Source organism: Actinoplanes nipponensis (assembly GCF_016862275.1).
Classification (GTDB): Bacteria; Actinomycetota; Actinomycetes; order Mycobacteriales; family Micromonosporaceae; genus Actinoplanes; species Actinoplanes nipponensis.
The window spans coordinates 68,499-92,867 of sequence record NZ_BOMQ01000004.1 but is presented as its reverse complement, the minus strand read 5'-3'; the positions used below and the strand labels follow the sequence as shown (position 1 = coordinate 92,867).

The 24,369-nt window shown below is 74.3% G+C and carries 26 protein-coding genes; 13 read left to right on the top strand and 13 right to left on the bottom strand.

Annotation, left to right across the window (positions count from 1 at the left end):
• Positions 1–142 precede the first annotated feature (142 nt).
• From Ani05nite_RS00665 to Ani05nite_RS00655, 3 genes are read left to right on the top strand one after another with little or no spacing between them, the layout of a single operon-like run.
• Positions 143–865 (top strand): ABC transporter ATP-binding protein, encoded by a 723-nt coding sequence (locus tag Ani05nite_RS00665; protein ID WP_203762729.1) that lies wholly within the window; start codon positions 143–145, stop codon positions 863–865.
• Positions 862–1,599 (top strand): ABC transporter permease, encoded by a 738-nt coding sequence (locus tag Ani05nite_RS00660; RefSeq protein ID WP_203762726.1) that lies wholly within the window; start codon positions 862–864, stop codon positions 1,597–1,599. The genes Ani05nite_RS00665 and Ani05nite_RS00660 overlap by 4 nt, the downstream gene beginning before the upstream one ends.
• A 13-nt stretch (positions 1,600–1,612) precedes the next feature.
• A complete protein-coding gene (locus Ani05nite_RS00655) occupies positions 1,613–2,221 on the top strand; it encodes a TetR/AcrR family transcriptional regulator (RefSeq protein ID WP_203762723.1) in 609 nt (202 codons plus the stop codon).
• Here the strand turns inward: Ani05nite_RS00655 and Ani05nite_RS00650 are convergent, their stop codons facing one another.
• A complete protein-coding gene (locus Ani05nite_RS00650; RefSeq protein WP_203762720.1) occupies positions 2,222–2,965 on the bottom strand; it encodes a DUF2470 domain-containing protein in 744 nt (247 codons plus the stop codon).
• 87 nt (positions 2,966–3,052) lie between these two features.
• Between Ani05nite_RS00650 and rpsD the strand changes: the two genes are divergently transcribed.
• Entirely contained in the window at positions 3,053–3,661 is a 609-nt protein-coding gene (gene rpsD / locus Ani05nite_RS00645; protein WP_203762717.1) for a 30S ribosomal protein S4, read from the top strand.
• Positions 3,662–3,664: 3 nt separating this feature from the next.
• Here the strand turns inward: rpsD and Ani05nite_RS00640 are convergent, their stop codons facing one another.
• Positions 3,665–5,446 carry an ABC transporter ATP-binding protein gene (locus Ani05nite_RS00640; protein WP_203762714.1) on the bottom strand — a complete coding sequence of 594 codons (1,782 nt, stop codon included), beginning with the start codon at positions 5,444–5,446 and terminating at the stop codon, positions 3,665–3,667.
• The gene (locus Ani05nite_RS00635) at positions 5,443–7,242 is read right to left on the bottom strand and encodes an ABC transporter ATP-binding protein (RefSeq protein WP_239129050.1); all 1,800 of its coding nucleotides are present in this window, start codon (positions 7,240–7,242) and stop codon (positions 5,443–5,445) included. The genes Ani05nite_RS00640 and Ani05nite_RS00635 overlap by 4 nt, the downstream gene beginning before the upstream one ends.
• Positions 7,243–7,408: 166 nt before the next feature.
• Between Ani05nite_RS00635 and Ani05nite_RS00630 the strand changes: the two genes are divergently transcribed.
• Together Ani05nite_RS00630 and Ani05nite_RS00625 are read left to right on the top strand one after the other, a co-directional pair.
• Entirely contained in the window at positions 7,409–8,038 is a 630-nt protein-coding gene (locus tag Ani05nite_RS00630) for a TIGR03085 family metal-binding protein (RefSeq protein WP_203762711.1), read from the top strand.
• A 66-nt stretch (positions 8,039–8,104) separates the two neighbouring features.
• A complete protein-coding gene (locus Ani05nite_RS00625; protein ID WP_203762708.1) occupies positions 8,105–9,394 on the top strand; it encodes an APC family permease in 1,290 nt (429 codons plus the stop codon).
• On the opposite strand, the gene pdxR is transcribed toward Ani05nite_RS00625, so the two are convergent.
• Together pdxR and Ani05nite_RS00615 are read right to left on the bottom strand one after the other, a co-directional pair.
• Entirely contained in the window at positions 9,289–10,683 is a 1,395-nt protein-coding gene (pdxR, locus tag Ani05nite_RS00620) for a MocR-like pyridoxine biosynthesis transcription factor PdxR (RefSeq protein WP_203762705.1), read from the bottom strand. The genes Ani05nite_RS00625 and pdxR overlap by 106 nt on opposite strands.
• A gap of 1 nt (position 10,684) precedes the next feature.
• Positions 10,685–11,149, bottom strand: a complete 465-nt coding sequence (locus Ani05nite_RS00615; protein ID WP_203762702.1) for a hypothetical protein — start codon at positions 11,147–11,149, stop codon at positions 10,685–10,687.
• Between the two features lie 102 nt (positions 11,150–11,251).
• Between Ani05nite_RS00615 and Ani05nite_RS00610 the strand changes: the two genes are divergently transcribed.
• Positions 11,252–11,935, top strand: a complete 684-nt coding sequence (locus Ani05nite_RS00610; RefSeq protein WP_203762699.1) for a response regulator transcription factor — start codon at positions 11,252–11,254, stop codon at positions 11,933–11,935.
• Complete coding sequence (locus tag Ani05nite_RS00605) at positions 11,932–13,206, top strand: sensor histidine kinase (RefSeq protein ID WP_203762696.1); 1,275 nt, start codon at positions 11,932–11,934, stop codon at positions 13,204–13,206. Before Ani05nite_RS00610 ends, Ani05nite_RS00605 begins: the two co-directional genes overlap by 4 nt.
• A gap of 4 nt (positions 13,207–13,210) precedes the next feature.
• Here the strand turns inward: Ani05nite_RS00605 and Ani05nite_RS00600 are convergent, their stop codons facing one another.
• Positions 13,211–13,321, bottom strand: a complete 111-nt coding sequence (locus Ani05nite_RS00600) for a hypothetical protein (protein WP_203762693.1) — start codon at positions 13,319–13,321, stop codon at positions 13,211–13,213.
• Positions 13,318–13,641: a hypothetical protein gene (locus Ani05nite_RS40755; RefSeq protein WP_239129048.1), complete on the bottom strand. Its 324-nt coding sequence runs from the start codon at positions 13,639–13,641 to the stop codon at positions 13,318–13,320. The genes Ani05nite_RS00600 and Ani05nite_RS40755 overlap by 4 nt, the downstream gene beginning before the upstream one ends.
• A 52-nt stretch (positions 13,642–13,693) precedes the next feature.
• On the opposite strand from Ani05nite_RS40755, the gene Ani05nite_RS40750 reads away from it, so the two are divergent.
• Complete coding sequence (locus Ani05nite_RS40750) at positions 13,694–13,882, top strand: PepSY domain-containing protein (protein WP_239129046.1); 189 nt, start codon at positions 13,694–13,696, stop codon at positions 13,880–13,882.
• 61 nt (positions 13,883–13,943) lie between these two features.
• Here the strand turns inward: Ani05nite_RS40750 and Ani05nite_RS00590 are convergent, their stop codons facing one another.
• Positions 13,944–15,152, bottom strand: coding sequence for a S8 family peptidase (locus Ani05nite_RS00590; protein WP_203762687.1), 1,209 nt, complete (start codon positions 15,150–15,152; stop codon positions 13,944–13,946).
• Between the two features lie 343 nt (positions 15,153–15,495).
• Between Ani05nite_RS00590 and Ani05nite_RS00585 the strand changes: the two genes are divergently transcribed.
• A complete protein-coding gene (locus Ani05nite_RS00585) occupies positions 15,496–17,319 on the top strand; it encodes an AMP-dependent synthetase/ligase (protein WP_203762684.1) in 1,824 nt (607 codons plus the stop codon).
• 45 nt (positions 17,320–17,364) lie between these two features.
• On the opposite strand, the gene Ani05nite_RS00580 is transcribed toward Ani05nite_RS00585, so the two are convergent.
• Positions 17,365–17,823, bottom strand: coding sequence for a pyridoxamine 5'-phosphate oxidase family protein (locus tag Ani05nite_RS00580; protein WP_203762681.1), 459 nt, complete (start codon positions 17,821–17,823; stop codon positions 17,365–17,367).
• Complete coding sequence (locus tag Ani05nite_RS00575; protein WP_203762678.1) at positions 17,820–18,167, bottom strand: VOC family protein; 348 nt, start codon at positions 18,165–18,167, stop codon at positions 17,820–17,822. Before Ani05nite_RS00575 ends, Ani05nite_RS00580 begins: the two co-directional genes overlap by 4 nt.
• 79 nt (positions 18,168–18,246) lie before the next feature.
• Here Ani05nite_RS00575 and Ani05nite_RS00570 point away from each other — a divergent pair, with 79 nt between their 5' ends.
• Positions 18,247–19,104, top strand: coding sequence for a sigma-70 family RNA polymerase sigma factor (locus tag Ani05nite_RS00570; RefSeq protein ID WP_203762675.1), 858 nt, complete (start codon positions 18,247–18,249; stop codon positions 19,102–19,104).
• Between the two features lie 333 nt (positions 19,105–19,437).
• Here Ani05nite_RS00570 and yczR read toward each other — a convergent pair whose 3' ends face one another.
• Complete coding sequence (yczR, locus tag Ani05nite_RS00565) at positions 19,438–20,892, bottom strand: MocR-like transcription factor YczR (RefSeq protein ID WP_203762672.1); 1,455 nt, start codon at positions 20,890–20,892, stop codon at positions 19,438–19,440.
• Positions 20,893–20,951: 59 nt separating this feature from the next.
• Between yczR and yczE the strand changes: the two genes are divergently transcribed.
• Together yczE and Ani05nite_RS00555 are read left to right on the top strand one after the other, a co-directional pair.
• A complete protein-coding gene (gene yczE / locus Ani05nite_RS00560) occupies positions 20,952–21,647 on the top strand; it encodes a membrane protein YczE (RefSeq protein WP_239129044.1) in 696 nt (231 codons plus the stop codon).
• Positions 21,648–22,122: 475 nt separating this feature from the next.
• A complete protein-coding gene (locus Ani05nite_RS00555; RefSeq protein WP_203762669.1) occupies positions 22,123–22,551 on the top strand; it encodes a hypothetical protein in 429 nt (142 codons plus the stop codon).
• Positions 22,552–22,624: 73 nt separating this feature from the next.
• Here the strand turns inward: Ani05nite_RS00555 and hisF are convergent, their stop codons facing one another.
• Together hisF and Ani05nite_RS00545 are read right to left on the bottom strand one after the other, a co-directional pair.
• A complete protein-coding gene (gene hisF / locus Ani05nite_RS00550) occupies positions 22,625–23,401 on the bottom strand; it encodes an imidazole glycerol phosphate synthase subunit HisF (protein WP_203762666.1) in 777 nt (258 codons plus the stop codon).
• A complete protein-coding gene (locus Ani05nite_RS00545) occupies positions 23,398–24,327 on the bottom strand; it encodes an EamA family transporter (RefSeq protein ID WP_203762663.1) in 930 nt (309 codons plus the stop codon). The genes hisF and Ani05nite_RS00545 overlap by 4 nt, the downstream gene beginning before the upstream one ends.
• Positions 24,328–24,369 lie beyond the last annotated feature (42 nt).

Below are 24,369 nucleotides of genomic sequence, written 5' to 3'. Positions count from 1 at the left end.
CCGACAGCCGACAAGCCGCGATCCCCGCTGGGGATCGCGGCTTTTGTCATGGTCGTGTGCCACCTTGGCGGCGCGTGATTGCCCCGCCCACGGAATTCATCTAGCGTTGAACTCAACACATGATGAGTTCGAGGGGGATGCGATGAACGATGCCATCGAGGTCACGGACCTCGTGGTCGACCGCGGTGGCCGCCGCGTGTTGCACGGGATCACCTGCGGGGTCGCGGCCGGCAGCGTCACGGGCCTGCTCGGCCCCAGCGGCAGCGGCAAGACCACGCTCATCCGGGCGATCGTCGGGGTGCAGGTGGTGCGCTCCGGCTCGGTCACGGTGCTGGGCCGGCCGGCCGGGGCGGCCGAGCTGCGGCGTACGGTCGGCTACGTCACCCAGGCCCCCAGCATCTACGCCGACCTCTCCGTCCGGGAGAACGCCCGCTACTTCGCCTCGCTGTACGGCCTGGGAGCGGCCGAGGCCGACCGGGCGATCGCCGACGTCGGCCTGGCCGACGCGGCCGGTCAGCTGGTCGGCAACCTCTCCGGCGGCCAGCGCAGCCGGGCCTCGCTGGGCTGCGCGATGATCGGCACGCCGCGGCTGCTGGTGCTGGACGAGCCCACCGTCGGGCAGGACCCGGTGCTGCGCGCGGACCTGTGGGCCAAGTTCCACGCCCTGGCCGCCGCCGGCACCACGCTGCTGGTCTCGAGCCACGTGATGGACGAGGCCGGCCGCTGCGACCGGCTGCTGCTGATCCGCGAGGGACGCCTGATCGGCGACGACTCCCCCGCGGCCATCCGTACGGCCGCCGGCACCGAGGACCTGGAGGAGGCGTTCCTGCGCCTCATCCGCGACAGCGAGCGGGTGACGGCATGAGTCTGCGGATCACTCTGTCCACCGCGGCGCGCATCCTGCGGCAGTTGCGGCACGACCGGCGTACCGTCGCGCTGCTCGCCGTCGTCCCGGCGGTGCTGCTCACGTTGCTGTTCTTCATGTACGAGAACGCGGGCCCGACCTTCGACCGGATCGCCCTGATCATGCTCGGGATCTTCCCGTTCGTGATCATGTTCCTGGTGACCAGCATCGCGATGCTGCGGGAACGCACCACCGGCACCCTGGAACGGCTGCTCACCACCCCGCTCGGCAAGCTCGACCTGCTCTTCGGCTACGGCCTGGCGTTCGGGCTGGCCGCGACGATGCAGGCCGGCATCGCGGTCGCCGCGGCGTACCTGCTGCTGGATCTGGACACCGTCGGCGGCGCCGGGCTGGTCGTGGTGATCGCCGTGGTCAACGCGGTGCTCGGGGTGGCGCTGGGGCTGTTCTGCAGCGCCTTCGCGCGCACCGAGTTCCAGGCCGTACAGTTCCTACCGGTGGTGGTCATCCCCCAGCTGCTGCTGTGCGGGCTGTTCGTGCCCCGCGCGCAGATGGCCGGCTGGTTGCAGGCGGTCTCGGACGCGCTGCCGCTGTCGTACGCGGTGGAGGCGCTGATGCAGGTGGGCGCGCACGCCGACCCCACCACCACGATGTGGCGCGACCTCGTCGTGGTGGCCGGCGCGGCGCTGGTCGCCCTGGTCCTGGCCGCCGCGACGCTGCGTCGTCGCACACCCTGACGAGGAGTTGCTCTTGGTACGGCGGAGCGGGCGGCGCCCGGGCAACCAGGACACCAAGCAGTCCATCCTGGAGGCCGCCCGCACCATGTTCGCCGAGGCCGGCTACGACAAGGCCTCGATCCGCGCCATCGCCGCCGCGGCCCAGGTCGACCCGGCCCTGGTCCACCACTACTTCGGCACCAAGGAGAAGCTTTTCCTGGCGGCCATGAACGCCCCGATCGACCCGGCCGAGCTGATCCCGAAGGCGATGGCCGGCCCCCGGGAGCAGGCCGGCGAGCGGCTCGTGGCGACGGTGCTGGGCGTCTGGGACTCCCCGGCCGGGTCCGCGGCGGTGGCGCTGGCGCGCTCGGCGATGAGCAACGAGTGGACCGCGCGGCTGATGCGGGAGTTCGTGGTGACCCAGGTGCTGCGCCGGGCGATCGCGGCGCTGGACATCGACGAGAAGGAGGCGCCGGTCCGGGCGGCGCTGGTCGCCACCCAGATCGCCGGGCTGCTGGTCGTCCGCTACGTGCTCAAGGTCGAGCCGGTGGCCTCGGCCCCGGCCGAGCGGCTGGTGGCCGCGATCGGGCCGACCGTGCAGCGCTACCTGGTGGACGAGCTGCCGGGCTTTCTCGACGGCTAGCTAGGCCGCCGCCTCGCGCTCGCTCGTGCAGCGGTGGCAGAGCACCGGGTGCAGCAGGTGGGCCAGGTCGTGGCGGTCGGTGACCGGGCGCGGGAAGGCCAGCCGGGCGAAGCGGTCACCCAGGCGGACCACGAAGCCGTACCGGTCCAGGCGGACCACCTCGGGCCGGTCGCCGGGGCGGGCGGCCGGGCCCAGCTGGCGGCGCACGTAGCCGGCCATCTCGTCGAGGTGGTGGTCGGCCAGGTCGGCGATCAGGTCGAACTCGATGGTCCGCAGCGGATCCGGGGCGGCCAGCGCGTAGTCGTCGGGGTCGACGTCGACCAGCACGCCGTTGCGCTCGTAGCGCACCTCGGCGACCTCCATCCGGTGCAGCACCTGGCTGTCGCCGACGTCGAGCAGGTCCGGCGCCGGGTCGGTGTCGGCGTAGTCCAGGGCGGCCTCGCGGGCCTGCTCGCCGGTGAGCGCGACGGCCCAGCCCGCCACCCACACCCGGCCCAGCGACGGCGCGCCGGCCACCGGCGGCACGTCGCTGATGTCGAGCACCAGCGCGGTGTCGTCGTTGCCGGGACCCGGGCGCAGCGCGGTGGTGAGCGCGCCGTTGCGCGGGGCCAGCAGGAGCACGCGGCCCTGGCTGTCGGTCACGTGCCGCACCGGGTACGGACCCTGGCGGCACGCGATGTGCGCGTCGGCGGGCAGGTGACCGGCGGCCAGGGTACGGGCGACCTCGGCGGGCGTGGGCTGCATGTCAGGTACCTCCGGTGCACCGGTTAGGATTGCCTTAGTAAGGTTAGCCTAACCGTACAACACCCTTCAGTCGAAGTGAGATCGCCCGTGAACAACTCCCGTCCCAAGGCCCGGCTCTCGCGGGCCCTCGGCATTCCGCTCACCCGCAAGTGCGTCAAGTACTTCGAGCGGCGGCCGTTCCCGCCCGGCATGCACGGCCGGGGGCGGCGCAAGGCGTCGGACTACCAGGTCCGGCTGCTGGAGAAGCAGCGCCTGCGGCACCAGTACAACATCAGCGAGGCCCAGATGCGCCGGGCGTACGACGACGCGCACCGCAGCCAGGGCAAGACCGGCGAGACCATGGTCGCCCTGCTGGAGAGCCGCCTCGACGCCACCGTGCAGCGCGCCGGTCTGGCCCGCACCATCTATCAGGCCCGCCAGCTCGTCGCGCACGGCCACTTCCTGGTCGACGGCAAGAAGGTCGACCGGCCGTCGTACCGGCTCAGGCCGGGGCAGGTCGTCGAGGTCCGCGAGAGCAGCCGGCAGAAGCCGCCGTTCCAGATCGCGGCCACCGGCGCGCACCTCGACGGCCCGGCCGCGCCGTATCTGTCCACGGTGGTCGAGGAGCTGCGCACCATCGTGATCCGCAAGCCGCTGCGCGCCGAGGTGCCGGTGGTCTGCGACGAGCAGCTGGTCGTCGAGTTCTACGCGCGGTAGCCGTCAGCGGGTCTGTTCCAGCCAGGACGCGTAGAGCTTGGCGTAGATCGACTCGGGGTCCCGCAGCAGGGTGGCGTGCGGGCCGCGTTGCACCACGCGGCCCGCGTCCACCACGATCACCTCGTCGGCGGACTGCGCGGTGGACAGCCGGTGGGCGATCGCCACGGTGGTGCGGCCACGGGTGACGGTGTCGAGGGCGCGCTGCAGGCGTACCTCGGTGGCCGGGTCGACCGCGCTGGTCGCCTCGTCCAGCACCAGCAGGTCGGGGTCCGCCACGTACGCCCGGACCAGCGCGACCAGCTGCCGCTCGCCCACGCTGAGCGCCTCGCCGCGCTCGCCCACCGGCGTCTGCAGCCCGAGCGGGAGCCCGGCCAGCCAGTCGCCCAGGCCCAGCTCGAGGAACGCCAGCTCGAGGTCCTCGTCGGTCATCTCGGGCACCGCGAAGCGGATGTTCTCCGCCACCGTGGCGTCGAACAGGAAGCCGTCCTGCGGCACCATCACCACCCGCGAGCGCAGCGAGGTGAAACGCACCGAGGTCAGCGGCGTGCCGGAGAGCAGCACCTGGCCGCCGGCCGGGTCCATCAGCCGGGTGAGCAGCTTGGCGAAGGTGGTCTTGCCGCTGCCGGTCTCGCCCACGACGGCCACCCGGGTCTTCGGGGCGATCTTTAGATCCACGTCCGCCAGGACGACCGGTCCGCCGGGGTAGCGGTAGGACACGTCGGCGAAGCGGATCGACAACGGGCCGGGCGGCAGCTCGACGCCCTCGGCCTCCGGGTCCGCCACGTCCGGCTCGATGTCGAGCACGTCGAGCACCCGCCGCCAGCCGGCGACGGCGTTCTGCGCCTCGTTGAGCACCTCGGTGGCGATCTGCACCGGCTGGATGAACAGGGTGACCAGGAACAGGAACGCGGTCAGCTTGCCGACGCTCAGCCCGCCCCCGGCGCCGAGCAGCACGCCGACCACGACCACCGCGGCCAGCGCCACCCCGGCCGCGATCTCCCCGGTGGAGAAGCTGATCACGCTGGTCCGCAGGGCCTTCTGCTGCGCCACCCGCAGGCTGTCGATCGAGGTGTCCAGCCGCTTGCCGGTGCGACCGGCCACGCCGTACGCGCGGATGACGGTCGCGCCGACGACGCTCTCGGCGACCGCGCCGAGCATCGTGCCGGTGCGCTCGCGCACGATCCGGTAGACGCCGGCCAGCCGCTTCTGGAACAGCCGAATGATCACCACGGCCGGCAGGAACGCGGCGAACACCACCAGGGTCAGCTGCCAGGAGTAGATCAGCATGACGATCGTGGTGACCACCAGCTGGCCGGAGGTGAGCAGCAGCATCACGCCACCGGTCTGCAGGAACTGGGTGATCTGGTCGACGTCGCCGGTGACCCGGGAGACCAGCGAGCCGCGCCGCTCCGACTGCTGGTGCAGCATCGACAGGTCGTGGATGTGCCGGAAGGTGCGCGAGCGCAGGGCGCCCAGCGCGGTCTCGCTCACCGTGAACAGCCGGCGGGTCATCAGGTAACCGCAGGCGGTGGAGATGATCAGCGCGGACAGGGTCAGGCCGACGATCAGCGCGACCACGCTCAGGCGCGGCCCGCCCGGCGCCCGGATGCCCTTGTCGATGCCCTGCTGGATGGCGATCGGCACGGCGACCCGGCCGGACATCGAGACCAGCGCGAGCCCCAGCGTGCCGAGCAGGCCGGGGCGCAGTTCCGGCGACAGCGCGATGCCGCGCCGGACGGTGGCGAGGGTGCCCTCCTCGGGCTTGTCCAGGACGGCGGTGCTCACGCGATGATCCTGCTGTCCTCTTCGCGAGCGGCCTCGGCCTGCTCGTAGGCGGTGACCAGGTCGACGTAGCCCGGCTCGGTGGCGAGCAGCTCGGCGTGGGTGCCGGTGGCCACCACCCGGCCGTCGGCCAGGAACACGACCTGGTCGGCGAGCGCGATGGTGGCCCGCCGGTACGCCACCACCAGGATCGACGCCCCGGAGTCGTGCCCGCGCAGCGAGGCCAGGATGGCCGCCTCCACCCGCGGGTCGACGGCGCTGGTGGCGTCGTCCAGCACCAGCAGCCGCGGCCGCCCGGCCAGGGCGCGGGCCAGGGTGAGCCGCTGGCGCTGGCCGCCGGACAGCGACGTGCCGCGTTCGCCGACGGCGGTGTCGAGCCCGGCGGGGAGCGCGGCGATGAAGCCCTCGGCCTGGGCCTGGCGCAGCGCGGACCAGGCGTCGGCGTCGCTGAGCCCGTCGCGCTCCAGCGTCACGTTGCCGCGCACGGTGTCGTCGAAGACGAACGGCACCTGCGGCACGAGCGCCGCCGCCGAGGCCAGGGCGGGCACGCTCAGCTCGGGCAGCGGGACCCCGTCGACGCTGACGGCGCCCCGGTCGGGATCCACCAGCCGCACGGCCAGCGAGGCGATGGTCGACTTGCCCGAGCCGGTGGCGCCGACCAGCGCGACGGTCCGGCCGGCCGGGACGGTGAACGAGACGTCGTGCAGCACCTCGGCGCCGTCGCCGTACGAGAAGTGCACGTGATCGAAGGTCAGCTCCGCGGGGCCGGTACGCGCCGGCGCGGTGGCGCCGTACGTGAGGTCGCCGTCGGCGCCGAGCACCGCCTGGACCCGCTCCCAGCCGGCCACGCTGCGCGGCAGCTCGGCGACCACCCAGCCGATCGCGCGCACCGGGAACGCCAGCACGGTGAACAGGAAGGAGACGCTGACCAGCTCGGCGACGGTGATCGCGCCGGATTCCAGCCGCCACGCGCCGAGCAGCAGCACGGCCAGCGTGCCGACGCTGGGCAGGCTGTCCATCACCGGGTCGAACAGCCCGCGCAGCCGGCCCACCGAGATGAGCGCGTCGCGCAGCTCGCTGACGTGCACGGCGAAGCGCTGCGACTCGTCCGCCTCGCGGCCCATGGTCTTGACCACCAGCGCGCCGTCGAAGCTCTCGTGGGCGACCGCGCTGACCTTGCCGCGCAGCTGCTGGGCGCGGATCTGCCGCGGCGACATCCGGCGCGAGTAGACCAGGTTGAGCCCGAACAGGGCCGGGAAGAGGCAGACACCGACCATGGCGAGCACCCAGTCGGTGAGGAAGAGCGAGACCAGGGCGGCGGCGATCATCACGATCGTGCCGACCGCGAACGGCAGCGGCGCGATCGGCACGAAGGCGGCCTCGACGTCGGAGTTGGCGTTCGACAGCAGCGTGCCGGTGGCGTGCCGCTGGTGCCAGGCCGGCGGCAGGGCCAGGTAGCGGCGGGTCACCGCGCGCCTGTACCGGGCCTGGAGCCGGAACTGCATGAAGCCGGCGCCCAGGCGGCGGCCGAAGATGCTGGCCACCCGCAGCAGGGCGATGCCGATGAACACGGCGGCGATGAGGGCGAGCTCGCCGGCGCCGGCGCGGCGCTCGGCGAAGGCGGGCACCACGACGTTGCCGATCACCCAGCCCACCACGTACGAGTTCGCGATGACGAGCAGGCCGAACAGGCTGCTGCCGATCGTGCCGATGATGAAGAGCCGGGGTTCGGTCCGGATCGCCTGGCCGAGCACGCGCAGGCCCCGGCCGAGCACGTCGCGGCTGGCCTTCCTGGTCAAAGATCCCCGCCCAGACGTAAGTCCTCGCCGGCTGATCCGGCCTTACCGATCCATCCTGCCGAACCACCGGTGAAACGCCACCGGTTTACATTGTGTCAACGAGCACACCTGTTCGCAGCCCCGCCGCCGCCGGGCGGAACGACCAGCGCGCGCCTACCATCGGCGCATGACCGACTACGCGCGCGTGGAGCGCCGGCAGCTCGCGGACCTGCTGCTGCAGGTCGGCCCGGACCGGCCCACGGTGAACGAGGGCTGGACCACCCGCGACCTCGCGGCCCACCTGGTGGTCCGGGACCGGCGGCCGGACGCCATGATCGGCGTGCTGATCCCGCCGCTGGCCGGCCACGGCGAGCACGTGCGCCGGGCCAAGGCGGCGCAGCCGTACCCGCAGGTCGTCCAGGAGGTGCGCACGCCGCCCTGGTGGAGCCCGGTCAGCAACCCGCTGGTCGACGCGCTGAGCAACACCGTGGAGTTCTTCATCCACCACGAGGACGTCCGCCGGGCCACCCCCGGCTTCACCCGGCGGGAGCTCGAGCCGGGCGAGCAGCGGGCGCTGTGGAGCGCCACCAAGCTCACCGCCCGGCTGGCCCTGCGCCGGGCCGGCCTGCCGGTCCGCATCGAGGCGCCCGGCTTCGGCACGCTGCGGGTCGGCGCCGGCGAGCCCGTGGTCACGCTCACCGGCGAGCCGGGCGAGCTGGCCCTGTTCGTCTCGGGCCGGCAACGCGTGGCCCAGGTCGAGGTGACCGGCGCGCCGGCCGCGGTCGAGCGGCTGAACACGGCCCGGATCGGCCTCTGATTGGCTCCTCCGGATAGCCCCGAATTGGCCCGGGCGTGAGGCCAATCGCCTGCCTACGGTGATCTCATGAGCACCTCCGGCGGGCTGTCCCGCGCACAAGGCACCGCACTCTGCGTCGGCGCGGTCCTGGGCACCGGCGTCATCTCGATGCCGGCGCTGGCCGCCGGGCTGGCCGGGCCCGCCTCGCTGCTGGCCTGGCTCGCCCTCATCCTGCTGTCCGCGCCGCTGGCCTGGACCTTCGCCGCGCTCGGCGGGCGCTACCCGGACGGCGGCGGCGTGTCCACGTACGTCCGGCTGGCCTTCGGCGCCCGCGCCGCCGCGGCCGTGGGCTGGTGCTTCTACTTCGCCGTGCCGCTGGGCGCCCCGCCGGCGGCCGCGTTCGCCGGCGGCTACGTCGCCGACGTGCTGGGCGGCGGGCGGGTCACGGTCGTCGCCACCTTCGTCTTCGTCATGGCGGTCGTCTTCACCATGAACTGGTTCGGCCTGCGGATCTCCGGCCGGGTGCAGCTCTACCTGGCCGCGACGCTCGCCGCCCTGCTGGTGATCACGGTGGCGGCCGCGCTGCCGCACGCCCGGCTGGCCAACCTGACGCCGTTCGCGCCGCACGGCTGGGCCGGCGTCGGCGCCGCCGCGGCCATCCTGGTCTGGGGCTTCGCCGGCTGGGAGGCGGTGTCCTCGCTGTCCGGCGCCTACCGGCACCCGAGCCGGGACGTGCCCCGGGCCACCGCCGCCGCCGTCGTCATCGTCGGTGTCCTCTACCTCGGCGTGGCGGCGGCGAGCGTGCTGGTGCTGGGACCGGCCGCGGGCGACAGCCCGGCGCCGCTGGCCGACCTGCTGGCCGTCGGGATCGGCGGCCCGGTGCGCCCACTCACCGCCGTGGTCGCCGTGCTGCTCACCATCGGGGCGGTCAACGCCTACCTGGCCGGGGCGTCCGCCCTCGGCGTGGCCCTGGCCCGCGACGGCGCGCTGCCGGCCCGGGCCGTCGGCACCCCGCGCAAGTCGCTGGCGTTCGTCACCGTCGGCGGCCTGTGCGCGGTGGCCCTGCCGCTCAGCCTGCACACGGCGATGCTGCTGGTCACCGGCTGCTTCACGCTGGTCTACGTGCTCGGCACGGCGGCGGCGCTCAAGCTGCTGCCGGCGGGCTGGTCCCGGCGCGGGGCCGGCGTCGCCTTCGTCGCGGTGCTCGGCCTGCTCGTGCTCAACGGCCCGCCCGCGCTGCTCAGCCTGGTGGTGGCGGCCGGCGCCGTGCTCTACGTCTCGCTCAGGACCGCGCCGAAGATCGCCAGCCCCTCGTCCAGCAGCGCCGGGTCGATCGCGCCGAAGCCGAACACGAACCCCGTCGAATCCCTGCCGTAGCTGCCGAGGTCGTCCAGCGCCACGCCCCGGCGGGCGGCCGCGGCCACCACCGGCGCGGACCGGGCGGCCAGCGCGGTGACGTGCAGCCCGGCCGCCGACGGGACGACCTCCAGCTGCTCGTACGACCCCAGGGCGGCGACGATGCGCGCGTGCCGCTCCGCGTACACCCGGCCGGCCCGGCGCACGTGCCGGGCGAGCTGCCCCTCGTCGATGAACCGGGCCAGCGCCGCCTGCACGGCGACCTGCCCGTAACCGTCACCGAGCTGCCGCGCCGCGGTCAGCGCCGGGTACAGCGCGGCCGGGGCCAGCACGAACCCGATCCGCACGCTGGGCAGCATGCTCTTGGAGAAGGTGCCCACGTAGAGCACCCGCCCGGCGGAGTCCAGGCTGTGCAGCGGCTCCAGCGGGCGGGCGGAGTAGCGGAACTCGCTGTCGTAGTCGTCCTCCACGATCGCCACCGGCCGCCGCCGCGCCCACTCCAGCAGGGCGTGCCGCCGGGCCAGGCTCATCGGCCGGCCGAGCGGGAACTGGTGCGACGGCGTCGCATAGACCACCCGCGCGGCGCCGGGCAGGGCGTCGACCACCAGGCCGTGCTCGTCCACGGGTACGCCGACCACGCGCGCGCCAAGCGACTCCAGCAACCGCCGCGCGGGCGGGTAGCCCGGCTCCTCGACGACCGCCACGTCCCCGGGCCGCAGCAGCACGCGGCCGATCAGGTCCAGGGCGTGCTGGGTGCCGTTGGTGACGAGCACGTCGTCCGCGCCGGCCCGCACCGACCGGGAGTAGCCGAGGTAGCGGGCGATCGCCGCCCGCAGCGCGGGGTGACCGGCCGGGTCGGCGTACCCGCCGGGCTGGTTGGCCCCCAGCCGCAGCTCGGCGGCGACCAGCCGGCGCCACGTGTCGAAGGGGAACAGCCGGGCGTCGGGCACCCCGGGGCGGAAGTCGTAGCGCGGGGCGGGCCCGGCGGCGCCGGTCGGCAGCGGCGCGAAGGTCCAGCCGGCGCGCGGGCGCAGCGGGTCCGCCGGGGCCTGGCGCGGCGCGGGCGTCTCGGCCACGGGCGCCACGTACGTGCCCGATCCGACCCGCGACACCAGATAGCCCTCGGCCACCAGCCGCTCGTACGCGGTGGCGACGCTGTTGCGCGCCACCCCCAGATCGGCCGCCAGCACCCGGGTGGCGGGCAGCCGGTGCCCCGCGGGCAGCCGGCCGTCCACGATGGCTTCCCGCAGCGCCCGGTACACCCCGGCCGTCTTCGCGCCGGCGCCGTCGAGGCCGATGAGCAGGTCCACGTCAGTCGTCCGCGACCAGCACGGGCCGGCCGGCGCGGCAGACGATCTCGAACTTGACCCGGTCCCGGCCGTCGCTCTGGCTGCGGAACTCGCCCTCGGCGTCGTCGTCCTGCCACCCCCGGTCCTGCTCGTGCAGCTCGTAGCCCTGCCGCGGCGACATGCTGACCACCTCCGGACGCGAGCCGGCGCAGCGGCCCACCACCGTGCCCGCCCGGGTGGGGAAGGTGACGGTGGGCGCGGCGGGCGAGGAGGTCGGCGCCGGCCGGCTCCCGGCGCCCACCGCGGCCGACGGCGACACCGTGACCTGCCGGGCCAGCTCGTCGGCCACCTCGGCGGCGCTCAGCGGGCGGGTCTCCGGCTGGGTGAGGCCGTTGCCGATGACGCTGATCGCGGCCAGGCCGACCAGCACGGCGAGCCCGGCCGCGCCGAGCCAGCCGACGGCCACCAGCAGATTGCGACGATTCACCCGACCGACTATGCCCCGCGGGAGGCTAAGGCGGGACCCGGAGCACGCTAAGGGACGGTTAAGAGCGCCGTCGCGGGGCCGCCGCCGGGCTACCGTGCAGCAGTGGCCCACCTGCTGTTGATCGAGGACGACGCGGCGATCCGTACCACCCTGCTGCGCGCCCTGCGCGAGCGTGGCCATGCCGTGGCGGCCGCGCACACCGCGATGGCCGGCCTGCAGACCGCCCTGGCCGAGCGGCCCGACCTGGTGGTGCTCGACCTCGGCCTGCCCGACCTGGACGGCCGGGAGCTGCTGCGGATGCTGCGCGCGGTGAGCACGACGCCGGTCATCGTGGCGACCGCGCGCGACGACGAGCCGGAGATCGTCCGGGTGCTGGACGCGGGCGCCGACGACTACATCGTCAAGCCGTTCACCGCCGCGCAGCTCGACGCCCGGATCCGGGCGGTGCTGCGCCGCGGCCCGGGCGCGGGGGCCGAGCCGGCGGCGCTGACCGTCGGCGGGCTGCGCATCGACGCGGGCGCGCGCACGGCCACCCTGGACGGCGCCGGCCTCGACCTGACGCCGCGCGAGTTCGACCTGCTGCACCACCTGGCCACCCGGGCCGGGCAGGTGGTGAGCAAGCGCGAGCTGCTCACCGAGGTGTGGCAGGTCCCGTACGGCGGCGCCGACAAGACCGTGGACGTGCACCTGTCCTGGTTGCGCCGCAAGCTCGGGGAGACCGCCCAGCAGCCGCGCTACCTGCACACGGTCCGCGGGGTGGGAGTCCGGCTGAGCGGACCGGCATGAGACGGCGGCTGAGTCTGCTGGTCGCCTCGACCACCTGCCTGGTGCTGATCGCCTTCCTGGTGCCGCTGGCCCTGCTGATCCGCCAGGTCACCGAGGACCGGGCGATCGGCCGGGCCAACGACGTGCTGCAGACGATCGTGCCGCAGATCGGCACCAGCGACCCCGCGTCGCTCGCCCTGACCGTGCAGGGGCTGCCGCTGCCGGTCAGCGTGTTCCCGCCGGACGGGCCGGCGCTGGGCGCGGCCGCCGAACGCACGCCGGCGGTCCGGCTGGCCCAGGCCAACGGCCGCTCCTTCACCGTGGACACCGTGGCCGGCCGGGAGATCGTGGTGCCGGTGCTCAGCGGCGGCGGGACGTACGTGCTGCGCACCGTGGTGCCGGCCGGGCAGCTCACCGCCGGGGTCACCCGGTCCTGGCTGGTGCTGGCCGGGCTGGGGCTGGCCCTGGTCGTGCTCGGGCTGGCGGTGGCCGACCGGCTGGCCCGCGCGATCGTGGCGCCCATCGCCGACCTGTCCGCGGTCTCGCACCGGCTGGCCCGCGCCGAGCTGACCGCCCGGGCCGGCCCGTCCGGCCCGCCGGAGGTCCGCGAGGTGGCGCTCGCCCTGAACCACCTCGCCGGCCGCATCCAGGAACTGCTGCGCGAGGAACGCGAACAGGTCGCCGACCTGTCGCACCGGCTGCGCACGCCGCTGACCGCGCTGCGGCTGGAGGCCGAGGCGCTGCGCGACGAGGACGAGGCGGCCCGGGTCTCCGCCGCCGCGGACAGCATCGAGCGGGCCGTCACGGCCGTGATCCGGCAGGCCCGCCGGCGCGGCGGCGACCGCGCGGCCGGGGCCGACGCGACGGCGGTGGTCGCGGACCGGGTGGCCTTCTGGGCCGTGCTGGCCGAGGACACCGACCGGGAGGTACGCCGGGAGCTCCCGGCGGCGCCGCTGCCCGTGGCCCTGCCCGCCGACGACCTGGCCGCGGCCCTGGACGCGCTGCTGGGCAACGTCTTCGCGCACACCCCGGACGGCACGGCGCTGGCCGTCTCGCTGGTGCCGCGGCCGGGCGGCGGCGCGGTGCTGACCGTCTCGGACTCCGGGCCCGGCTTCCCGGCGGAGGCGCTGCGCCGGGGCGCGTCGGGCACCGGCTCCACCGGGCTGGGGTTGGACATCGCCCGCCGGGCGGCCGAGTCCGGGGGCGGCTCGCTGCGGGTACGGGCCGCCGCGGGCGGTGGCGCCGAGGTGCGGCTGGAACTCGCCGGGGCGCGGCCGGTGTCCCCCGGCTGAACCGTCAGTCGACGACGGTGTCGTGCCCGCCGCCGGCGGTGAGTGTGTCGGGGCCGGCCAGGCCGTAGAGCTTGTCGTCGCCGGCGAGGCTGTTTAACCCGGCCTTAGCGGTCACACAGCGCGGCCATAGCCCGCCGGGCGCGAACCTGACGGTGTTCCGTTCCCGACACCGGAGGTTTCCATGATCAGGCTCCGCACCGCTTCCGCCCTCGCCGCCGGCGCCGTCGCCGCGCTCGCCGTCGGTGGCACCGCACTGGCGGCCGGCAGCGACGACCCCGCGCGGCCGGCGGTGGCTTCGCCCTCGTCCTCCGCTTCCCCCTCCTCCTCGGCTTCCTCCTCCTCGGCGTCGTCGGCGTCGTCGGCGTCGTCGGCGTCGTCGGCTTCGTCGGCGTCGTCGGCTTCGTCGGCTTCGTCGGCGTCGTCGGCGGATGCCATCGGGCTGGAGGATGCGAAGGCCATCGCGATCCGGGCCGCCGGGGGTGGCCGGGTGACCGACGTCGAGCGGGAGGCCGAGCACGGCCGCGCGGTCTGGGACGTCGAGGTCCGCTCCGGCGCAACCGAGCATGAGATCGACGTGGACCGGGCCACCGGCGCGGTGCTGCGGCACGAGAGCGGGGCCGACGACGACGCCACCGACGGCCACGACGACCACGACGACCACGGCTCGGACGACTGAGGTCCGGACGAGGCGGTGCCCCGGACCTGGTGGTCCGGGGCACCGTCGCGGGTGGCCGGGCTCAGCCGACGAAGAGCAGGCGGTTCGGCGAACCGGTGCCCGGGTTGGTCACCTTGTTGGCGGTGGCCCGGCCGACGAGGTTGTCGCGCACCTGGGCCGGGGTGAAGGACGGGTTGGCCGACAGCACCAGCGCGGCGGCGCCCGCCACGTGCGGGGACGCCATCGACGTGCCGCTGATCGTGTTGGTGGCGGTGTTGCTGGAGTACCAGTCCGACTTGATGGACGAGCCGGGCGCGAAGATGTCCAGGCAGGTGCCGTAGTTGGAGTACGACGCCCGGGCGTCGGTGCTCGTGGTGGCGCCCACCGTGATGGCCGAGGCGACCCGCGACGGCGAGGAGTTGCAGGCGTTCGCGGACGAGTTGCCGGCGGCCAGCGCGTACGTGACCCCCGAGCTGATCGAGCCGGCCACGGCGTTGTCCAGCGCGGTGCTGACGCCGCCGCCGAGGCTCATGTTGGCCACGGCCGGCTTGCGGGCGTTCTGGGTGACCCAGTTGACGCCGGCGATGACCCCGGCGTTGGTGCCGCTGCCGGAGCAGTTGAGCACCCGGACGCCGACGAGCCTGACCGCCTTGGCCACGCCGTACGTGGTGCCGCCGACCGTGCCCGCGACGTGCGTGCCGTGGCCGTTGCAGTCCACGCCGCCCGAGCCGACCGCGTCGTAGCCGTACGTGGCCCGGCCCCCGAAGTCGCTGTGGGTGTACTTGATGCCGGTGTCGATGATGTACGCCGTCACGTTGCTCGCCGTGGTGTTGTACGTGTACGTCGTGCTCAGCGGCAGGCTCGTCTGGTCGATGCGGTCGAGGCCCCAGGTGGCGCCGGTCTGCGTGGCGAGCAGCGAGACCCGCTGGTTCTGCTCGACGTAGGCCACGCTCGGGTCGGCCGCGAGCCGCTTCGCCGCGGCCTCGCTCATCCCGGCCTCGAAGCCGTTGAGGGCGGCGCCGAACGTCCGGCGGACCTGCGCGCCGTAGCCGCGGGCCAGGCTGGACGACTTGTCGCCGACGGCCGCGACGCGGTTGCCCTTGGCGGCGACCGCACTGTCCTTCAGGACGACGATGTAGCTGCCGTCCACCGCGTCGGCGGTGCCGGCGAGCCGGATCTGTCCGGTGGCGGGAGCGGCCGTCGCCGGGTTCACCGTCGCGACCGTCGTCGTGGCCACGACGAGCACACTCACGGCCAGCAACCGGCCGTTGCGGGGGCGTCGAATCGTCATGCTGTTCCTCTCTCGCGCCTGCGAACCCGGGTCCCGGGCTGGTGGCCCGGCTCGGTCCGTGAGCTGAGATTAGAGCCAGGGCGTCGACGAACCTCTATATCGATTGGGCCATATCGCCGGGAGCGCCGGTCCGTGACCTGGGCGTCCGGCCCGCCGGCGGGCCGCCGCGGCGGCGCGCGGCGCGGGCCCGGGAGGCCGCCTTGGATAGGATCGGAGCGCAGGTCAACCCGGCGATGATCAAAGATCGGCGCGGACCGCTCTGGCCCTCGCGCGCGCCGGGCAATACTCTGCGGTAACACAGCTGTCACGTAATCCCCCCATAGACGCAAAGAGGCGGCGCCCGATGGCTCTCGAGGTTCCCTACCGGTCGATCCCGGACATGTTCCTGCAGCGTGTGCGGGCGACCCCGAACGGTCAGGCATTCGCCGCACCGACCGCGGACGACACCGGGATGACGTGGCTGACCTGGTCCCAGGTCGGCGAGCGGGCCACCGCGATCGCCGCCGGCCTGGCGGGACTGGGTGTGGGCCTGGAGGACCGGGTGTCGATCCTGTCCGGCACCCGTCTCGAGTGGGTGCTCGTCGACCTCGGCATCAACTGCGCCGGCGCGGCGACCACCACGGTCTATCCCACCACCGAGCCCGAGGACGCGGCCTACATCGTGGCCGACTCCGGCTCAAAGGTGCTGGTGGCCGAGAACCCGCAGCAGGCCCTCAAGCTGGCCGGCGCGGACACCTCGATCACCCACGTGGTGCTCATCGACGGCCTGGCCGACGCGTCCGCCTCGCCGCCGCAGCTCACCCTGGCCGAGCTCGAGGAGCGCGGCCGCGCCGCCCTGGCCGGGCAGCCCGACCTGGTCGAGAAGATCGTCGAGACCGTCGGCCCCGACCACGTGGCCACGCTGATCTACACCTCCGGCACGACCGGCCGGCCCAAGGGCGTGCAGCTGCTGCACCGCGGCTGGACCTGGGAGGGCGTGGCGCAGGCCGACCTGGGCCTGTTCGAGTCCACCGACCTGCAGTACCTCTGGCTGCCGCTGTCGCACTCGTTCGGCAAGACCCTGCTCTGCGGCATCCTGCACGTGGGGGTGCCGACCTACGTCGACGGCCGGGTCGACAAGCTCGTCGACATGCTCTCGGTGGTGCGGCCCACGCTGATGTGCGCGGCGCCGCGCATCTTCGAGAAGGTCTACAACAAGACGGTCACCACCGCGCTCGGCGCCGGCGGCGCGAAGGCGAAGATCTTCGCCTGGGCGGTCGGGGTGGGCAAGCAGAAGGTCGCGCTGGAGCAGGCCGGCAAGCCGGTCGGCGGCGTGCTGAAGGCCAAGTACGCGGTGGCCGAGAAGCTGGTCTTCAGCAAGCTGCAGCAGCGCCTCGGCGGCCGGCTGCGCGTGCTGGTCTCCGGCTCCGCGCCGCTGAGCCGCGACATCGCCGAGTTCTTCGCCGCGGCCAACCTGCCGATCATGGAGGGCTACGGCCTGACCGAGTCGAGCGCGGCCAACTTCGTCAACCGGATGGGCAAGCTCAAGATCGGTACGGTCGGCCAGCCGCTGGGCGACCTGGAGTGCCGCATCGACACCGACGGCGAGATCCTGCTGCGCGGCGCCCCGGTCATGCGCGGCTACCACAACCTGCCCAAGGAGACCGAGGAGTCGTTCACCGAGGACGGCTTCTTCCGTACCGGTGACATCGGCGAGCTCGACGCCGACGGCTACCTGCGGATCACCGACCGCAAGAAGGACCTGGTCAAGACCTCCGGCGGCAAGTACATCGCGCCCTCGGCGATCGAGGGCATGTTCAAGGCGGTCTGCCCGTACACCTCGCAGGCGGTGGTCGTGGGCCAGGCCCGCAACTACGTGACCATGCTGATCTCGCTGGACGAGGACGCGATCGCCGGCTGGGCCGTGGGCGGTCCGCTGGAGGGCAAGAGCTACCCGGAGATCGTGGCCGCGGAGGAGACCCAGAAGCTGGTCGCCGGCTACATCGAGGAGCTCAACGGCAAGCTGAACCGGTGGGAGACGATCAAGAAGTTCGCCATCCTGCCTCGCGACCTGAGCATCGAGCAGGGCGAGATCACGCCGTCGATGAAGATCAAGCGGCGCAGCGTGGAGACCAACTTCGCCGCCCAGATCGACGAGATGTACGCGGGTTCGCTCGTCCAGATGTAGCGCGCCGGGCGCCGCGATCGGCCGATCGCGGCGCCCGCCGGGTGGTCACACGAGCCAGGCGCCGTCCCGCATCATCGTGCGGCCCTTGAGCTCGTTCTCCTCGCGCCAGGCCTGCACCCGCTGCGGGCGCAGCACCAGGTAGACGAGGGTGCCGCCGGAGGCGCGGGGATCCCAGTCCGCGGTGGCCGCGTAGCCCTCCCCGACCCAGGGCGGCGCCGCCGCCACCGGATGGGTCGCCTCCAGCACCGCATCGATCATCACCACGTCGCGGGTCCCGCCCAGGGCCAGCCGGGCCGTGCCGGTCGCCGCGAGGTTCGCCGCCGTACGGGACCGGCCGTCGGTGGCCAGCAGGATCCGTTCCCGCACCCAGGCCAGCGTCAACGGCACCAGGTACGGCACGCCGCCGGCCGCGGTCGCCACCCAGACGTCGGCGACGGGCGCGGTCAGTGCGGCCAGGACACCGGCCTTGCGGACGGCCGCGGGGCGCGGAGCCGGGGCCGTCATGCCGGCTGGAGGAGGCCCAGGGTGGCGCCGTCCTTGTCGCGTACCGTCGCGATCAGTTTGCCGCCACCCACGTCCTTGACCCCCTGCACTTCCTCGGCCCCCGCCACCAGCAGGGCGGCCAGGGCCGGCTTGATGTCGTCCACGTGCCAGTACATCACCGGGCCGGTCAGGCCCTGCGCGCGGCCGTTCGGGTCGAGGCCGACGTGCTGGCCGCCGACGGTGTAACCGACGTAGTACGGCTGATCCACGTCCGGCGCCACGCCGAGCAGGGCGCCGTAGAGCGCCTTGGCCGCGGTGAGGTCGCTGACCGGGATGACGATGGTGCCGATGCCGGATGTCGTCATGAGCGTGTCCCCTGCCTGTCACACCGGGCCGCCGTGGCCCGTCAAGGTGGTGACGGATGCCGACCCGGAGGTGTGACAGGTGAGCGAGACGGATCAGCTGGCCCGGCGCTTCGAGGCCGACCGGCCGCACCTGCGGGCGGTGGCCCACCGGATGCTCGGCTCCGCCGCGGAGGCCGAGGACGCGGTGCAGGAGGCCTGGTTGCGGCTCAGCCGCAGCGACACGTCGGCGGTGGCCAACCTGACCGGCTGGCTCACCACCGTGGTGTCGCGGGTGTGCCTCGACATGCTGCGCGCGCGGGCCGCCCGCCGCGAGGACGGCGCGGGCCTGCCCGAGACGCCGGCCGGCGAGCAGACCCATCCGGAGAGCGAGGCGCTGCTGGCCGACGCGATCGGCCCGGCCCTGCTGGTCGTGCTGGACACCCTGACGCCGGGGGAACGGCTGGCCTTCGTCCTGCACGACCTGTTCGCCGTGCCGTTCCCGGAGATCGCCGAGATCGCCGGGTGCTCACCGGCCGCGGCCCGGCAACTGGCCAGCCGGGCGCGGCGCAAGGTGCAGGGACGCGAGGCGGAGGAGGACCGCGTGCGCAGCCGTACGGTGGTCGAGGCTTTTCTGGCCGCCTCCCGCGGAGGCGACTTCGCCGCGCTGCTCGCCCTGCTCGACCCGGAAGTCGTGCTGCGCGCGGACGCGGCGGCGGTCCGCTTCGGGGCGAGCGAGCTGCTGCGCGGGGCGGACGCGGTGGCCGGGACGTTCTCGGGACGAGCCCGGCACGCGCGGCCGGCCCTGCTGGACGGCGAGCCCGGGCTGGTGTGGGCGCCGGGCGGCACGCCGCGGGTGGCGTTCGCGTTCACCGTCGCCGGGGGGCGGATCACCGGCATCGAGCAGATCGCGGAGCCGGCGGAGCTGGGCGCTATGGCGGTGATCCTGCTCGGGGACTGAGGCGATCTCTTCGCGGCCGCGCGGTCTCTTCACGGCCATGCGGTCTTCGCGGCCATGCGGTCTTCGCGGCCATGCGGTCTTCGCGGCCATGCGGTCTTCGCGGCCATGCGGTCTTCGCGGCCATGCGGTCTTCGCGGCCGTGCGGCGGCACGGACCGGGATCCGGCGCCGGCCGGGCGGCGCAGCACCGGGCGGCGCGGGACCGGGCTCTCGCGCGGCCCGACAAGCGGCGCAGGACCGGGCGGCGCCGGACCGGGCGGTGCGGACCGGGCTCGCGCGGCCCGGCAGGCAGCGCGGGACCGGGCGGCGCAGCACCGGACGGCCACGCCTCGGTTCAGGCGATGACGGCGGGGGTGCGCCAGGCCGGGCGGGCGGCGCGGTCGAGGTCGTGGCGGACCGAGGCGATCCGGCGGATGGCCTCGGTGAGCTCGTCGGCCGGCAGCGCGAACGGCAGCCGGATGAACCGTTCCAGGGTGCCGTCCAGGCCGAAGCGCGGGCCGGGCGCCAGCCGCACCCCGACGTCCTCCGCGGCCCGGGCCAGGGCGCTGGAGATCGGGCCGTCCAGCTCGGCCCAGAGCATGACCCCGCCGGCCGGCACGGTGAAGCGCCACTCCGGCAGGTGCTCCCCCAGCGCCGCGACCAGCGCGTCGCGCCGGCCGGACAGTTCCGCGCGGCGCAGGGCGACGATGGACTCGGCGTCACGCAGCAGGTGGCAGGCGACCAGCTGCTCGAGGACGGGGCTGGCCATGTCGACGCCGACCCGCAGGGCGGCCAGGCGCTGCACCAGCGGGGCCGAGGCGCGGACCCAGCCGATCCGCAGGCCGCCCCAGTAGGCCTTGCTCATGCCGCCGATCGACACGACCCGCGAGTGCCGGTCGAAGACCGCGACCGGCGGCGGCACCTCGGTGCCGTCCAGCGGGAGATCCACGAAGGACTCGTCGACCACCAGCTCGGTGCCGGCGGCGTGGGCCGCGGCGACGAGGCGCTCGCGCAGCTCGGCCGGCATCAGGTGCCCGGTGGGATTCTGGAACTCGGGGATCACGTACGCCAGCCGCGGCCGGGTCTGCCGCAGCGCGCTGAGCAGCATCTCGCCGTCCCAGCCGGCGGCCGCGTCCAGGCCGTGGGTGTTGATCCGGGCCCGGCGCGCGGCGAGCGCGGCGAGCGCGTTCGGATAGGTCGGCGATTCCACCAGCACGGCGGCGCCGGCCGGGACCGACAGCCGCAGCACCAGGTCGAGGGCGTGCTGGGTGCCGCTGGTGATGAGGATCTGCTCGGCGCTGGTCGGCACGCCCCGGGCGGTGTAGCCGGCCGCGACCGCCTCGCGCAGCTCCATCAGCCCGGTCGGGTGGTAGCCGGCGCTGCCCAGGAAGCGGGGCAGGTCCTCGGCGGCGGCCCGGGCGGCCGGCACCAGCTCGACGGGCGCGGCCGACGCGGCCACACCCAGGTCGATCATGTCCATGTCGTCGTCCGGGGTCCACAGCCCGGAGGTGGCCACCCGGTGGCCGTTCGGCAGGGTGGTCCAGCTGCCGGCGCCGCGCCGGCTGGTCAGGTGGCCGGTCTCGCGCAGCGAGCGGTACGCGGCGGTGACGGTGGTCCGGCTGATGCCCAGCGCCTCGGCCAGTTCCCGCTCGGCGGGCAGGCGCACGCCCAGCGGCAGCCGGCTGTCGGTCAGCAGACCCCGGATCGCCCCGGCCAGCGCCGCATAATCCGGACTGCGGTGACGCCCCGGCAACGAGTGCCACTGACCGAGCAAACGCGCCAATTGGCCCCCGCGAACCGACGTCGTCATGGCCACCTCCGCCGAATTGGCTCTTTGATCGCGAGTAATTGGCCTTCAGAGTGGCATTTATGAGTCGCCTGAGCAACCTCGTTCCCCCCGGCGCCCGGCTCCCCCGGCGCACCAGCCAGCTCTTCACCGGCCTGGTGCTGTACGGCGTGAGCATGGCCTTCATGGTGGAGAGCGACCTGGGCCTCAACCCGTGGGACGTGTTCCACCAGGGTGTGTCGAAGGCCACCGGGGTCAGCTTCGGCTGGGTGGTGCTGCTGACCGGCGTACCGGTGCTGCTGCTGTGGATCCCGTTGCGGCAACGGCCCGGCTTCGGCACGATCGCCAACCTGCTGGTGATCGGCTTCGTGGCGGACGGGGCGCTGGCGGTGCTGACCCCGGGCGAGTCGATGGCCATGCGGATCACGTACCTGGTGGTGGGCATCGCGCTCAACGGCGTGGCCACCGCGATGTACATCGGCGCCCGGTTCGGCCCGGGCCCGCGGGACGGGCTGATGACCGGGATCGTGCGCCGCTGGCCGCGGCTGTCGATCCGGCTGGTGCGGACCAGCATCGAGGTGCTGGTGCTGGGGATCGGCGTCCTGCTGGGCGGGACGATCGGCCTGGGGACGATCGCGTACGCGCTGGGCATCGGGCCGCTGGTGCAGTTGTTCATGCCGGCCTTCGCGGTGCCGGAGGGGGTGGCGGCGGCGGAAGCGGAGCCAGTGGTGAGCGGGCACCCCGGGGCGGCGCAGCTCGAGCCGGCCCCGGCCTGCTGACGACGGCGAGTCGCGCGGGCCGGGTCGGGGCGGGCCGGCGCCCCGCCACCCGGCGTTCAGCACCGCGGCGAGCCCCTGGCCCAGCCCCGGGCCGGGCCGAAGGGCGGCCGGCAGGCGGCGGATGAACGGTCGGGTCGAAGGGCGGCCGGCCGTTGGCGGGCGACCGGCAGGCGGCGGGTGCCTGGCGGAGGGCGGCCGACGACTGGGCCGAAGGGCGGCCGGCGCGGGGCAGCCGGCAGCGGCAGCGGCAGCGCGAGGCAGCCGGCAGCGGCGGCGCGCTGCCCGGGGACGCCGAGGATCGTGCTGTTGATCACAGTGGTCGGGGCGGCCGCTCTGCCGCCGCGCAGCACAACGGCAGGGCGGCCGGTGCGCGCGGCCCGGCCGGGGGCGATATGTCCGGGCGGCCGGACACAGCTTGGTGATCATCCCGACACAATCGCTTTCCGGTTCGGCGGGCGCACGGCATCATGGCGACATGGGGGCTGGCGATTGGCATTGGAACGACGCTTGGATCTTCGTGTCCGCGGTCATCGCCGAGCGCCTGGAGCGCGACCGGGCCCTGCACGCGGCCCTGCCGGTGACCGGCGCCAGCCTGGCTGACGTGCTGGCCGCCGCCGACTTCCTGCACCACAGCGTGCCCAGCCGGACCGAGCTGGAGGAGTCCGTGCGCCGCCTGGCCGGGGCCGGCCTGATCACGGTGGACGACGACCTGGTCGAGGTCGCGCCGGCGGGCGAGCAGCTGTGGCGCACCCGGCCGTTCAGTGGCCTGTCGTCGGCGGTGGTGACGCTGCAGACGCAGCTGAACCGGGCGGCCACGCCGGGCGAGTCGGACTGGAAGCTCGACGAGCGCACCTACAACGCGGCCGTCCGCGAGTACTCCCTGCGCCTGGCCGACGGACGCTGACCCCGGACCGGCCGGGCGGTCCCCCGCGGCCGCGACCGCGACCACGGCCCGGCGGCCGGCCGTGCCCCGGCGCTCAGCGGACCGGGTTGCCCGCCTCGCGGAGGCTTTCCTTCACCTGACCGATCGTCAGCTCTCCGAAGTGGAACACGCTCGCCGCCAGCACCGCGTCGGCGCCGGCCGCGACCGCCGGCGGGAAGTGCGCCACCGCGCCCGCCCCGCCGCTGGCGATCACCGGGATGTCGACGACCGCGCGGACCGCCGCGATCAGGTCCAGGTCGAAGCCGGCCTTGGTGCCGTCGGCGTCCATCGAGTTGAGCAGGATCTCGCCCGCGCCCAGCTCGGCCACCCGGCGGGCCCACTCGACCGCGTCCAGGCCGGCGCTGCGGCGGCCGCCGTGGGTGGTGACCTCCCAGCCGCTCGGGTGCTCCGGGGTGGGGCCGGACGGCAGCCTGCGCACGTCGAGGGAGAGCACGAGCACCTGGTTGCCGAAGCGGTCGGCGATCTCCGCGATCAGCTCCGGGCGGTGGATCGCGGCGGTGTTGACGCCGACCTTGTCCGCGCCGGCCCGCAGCAGGGTGTCGACGTTGTCGACCGACCGGACGCCGCCGCCCACGGTCAGCGGGATGAACACCGACTCCGCCGTGCGCCGGACCACGTCCAGCATCGTGCCGCGGTCGTCGGAGGAGGCCGTCACGTCGAGGAACGTCAGCTCGTCGGCCCCGGCGGCGTCGTACGCCGCGGCCAGCTCGACCGGATCGCCGGCGTCGCGCAGGTCGACGAAGTTGACCCCCTTGACCACCCGCCCCGCGTCCACGTCGAGACAGGGAATCACGCGCACCGCCACCGTCATGCCTCAACCCTATCGAGCGCCCGGCCGGCCGGTGCCGGCGTATCCACAGGCCGCGCGGTATCCACAGGCCGCGCACCGCCGAGCACCCCGGCCAGGACGCCGCCGGCCACGAGCACTCCCCCGGCGATGTCCGTGGCGTGGACCGCCTCGCCCAGCAGCAGCGCGGCCGACGCGATGCCGAACACCGGCACCAGCATCGAGAACGAGGCGACCGCCGAGGCGCCGTACCGCCGGATCAGCGCGCCCCACGCGCCGAAGCCGGCCAGCGTCGAGATCAGCGCGACGTACAGCAGCGCGCCGATCGCCGGCAGGTCGATCGCGCGCAGCGCGGCCAGGTCCGTGGCCGGGCCCTCGACCAGCAGCGAGAGGGCGGCCAGGGGCAGCGTGGCCACCGCGCTGACCCAGATCATGAAGCGCAGCGTGTCGGTCGGCGCCGCCCGCCGGGTCGCCACGTTGGATACGCCCCAGGCCACCGCCGCCCCCAGGACCAGGCCGAACGCGCCGGCGGGGAGGCCGTCCGCGCCGACCCGGGACGCGACCACGCCGATGCCGAGGACCGCCACCGCGAGGCCGGCGATCCGGCGCCGGCCGGGGCGTTCGCCCAGCAGCAGCACCGCGAACAGCGTCGTGAAGACCGCCTGGCTCTGCAGCACCAGCGAGCTCAGGCCGGCCGGCATCCCGGCGGCCATCCCGGCGAAGAGCAGGGAGAACTTCACCACGCCGAGGGCCAGCGCGACCGCGATCACCCACCGCCAGCGGGCCGGCGGGCGGCCGGCGATCAGGACCGCGGGGAACGCGGCCAGCAGGAACCGCAACGCCGAGAACAACAGCGGCGGGAAGTGGCCGAGGCCGATGTCGATCACGACGAAGTTGACGCCCCACACGGCGGCCACGGCCACGGCGAGCGCGATGTCCCGAGGTTTCACCCGTTCAGCCTGGCTGCCACCGACGGTGAAGCACCAGCGAAT

Bases quoted from the DNA above. Each gene is read 5' to 3' on its own strand.
- Ani05nite_RS00575 (WP_203762678.1), bottom strand. From the start codon at position 18,167: ATGACGACATCCGGCATCGGCACCATCGTCATCCCGGTCAGCGACCTC.
- hisF (WP_203762666.1), bottom strand. From the start codon at position 23,401: ATGACGGTGGCGGTGCGCGTGATTCCCTGTCTCGACGTGGACGCGGGG.
- Ani05nite_RS00605 (WP_203762696.1), top strand. From the start codon at position 11,932: ATGAGACGGCGGCTGAGTCTGCTGGTCGCCTCGACCACCTGCCTGGTG.
- Ani05nite_RS00665 (WP_203762729.1), top strand. From the start codon at position 143: ATGAACGATGCCATCGAGGTCACGGACCTCGTGGTCGACCGCGGTGGC.
- Ani05nite_RS00590 (WP_203762687.1), bottom strand. From the start codon at position 15,152: ATGACGATTCGACGCCCCCGCAACGGCCGGTTGCTGGCCGTGAGTGTG.
- yczE (WP_239129044.1), top strand. From the start codon at position 20,952: ATGAGTCGCCTGAGCAACCTCGTTCCCCCCGGCGCCCGGCTCCCCCGG.
- Ani05nite_RS00585 (WP_203762684.1), top strand. From the start codon at position 15,496: ATGGCTCTCGAGGTTCCCTACCGGTCGATCCCGGACATGTTCCTGCAG.
- Ani05nite_RS40755 (WP_239129048.1), bottom strand. From the start codon at position 13,641: ATGGCATCCGCCGACGACGCCGACGAAGCCGACGAAGCCGACGACGCC.
- Ani05nite_RS00625 (WP_203762708.1), top strand. From the start codon at position 8,105: ATGAGCACCTCCGGCGGGCTGTCCCGCGCACAAGGCACCGCACTCTGC.
- Ani05nite_RS00650 (WP_203762720.1), bottom strand. From the start codon at position 2,965: ATGCAGCCCACGCCCGCCGAGGTCGCCCGTACCCTGGCCGCCGGTCAC.
- Ani05nite_RS00580 (WP_203762681.1), bottom strand. From the start codon at position 17,823: ATGACGGCCCCGGCTCCGCGCCCCGCGGCCGTCCGCAAGGCCGGTGTC.
- Ani05nite_RS00630 (WP_203762711.1), top strand. From the start codon at position 7,409: ATGACCGACTACGCGCGCGTGGAGCGCCGGCAGCTCGCGGACCTGCTG.
- yczR (WP_203762672.1), bottom strand. From the start codon at position 20,892: ATGACGACGTCGGTTCGCGGGGGCCAATTGGCGCGTTTGCTCGGTCAG.
- Ani05nite_RS00660 (WP_203762726.1), top strand. From the start codon at position 862: ATGAGTCTGCGGATCACTCTGTCCACCGCGGCGCGCATCCTGCGGCAG.
- Ani05nite_RS00555 (WP_203762669.1), top strand. From the start codon at position 22,123: ATGGGGGCTGGCGATTGGCATTGGAACGACGCTTGGATCTTCGTGTCC.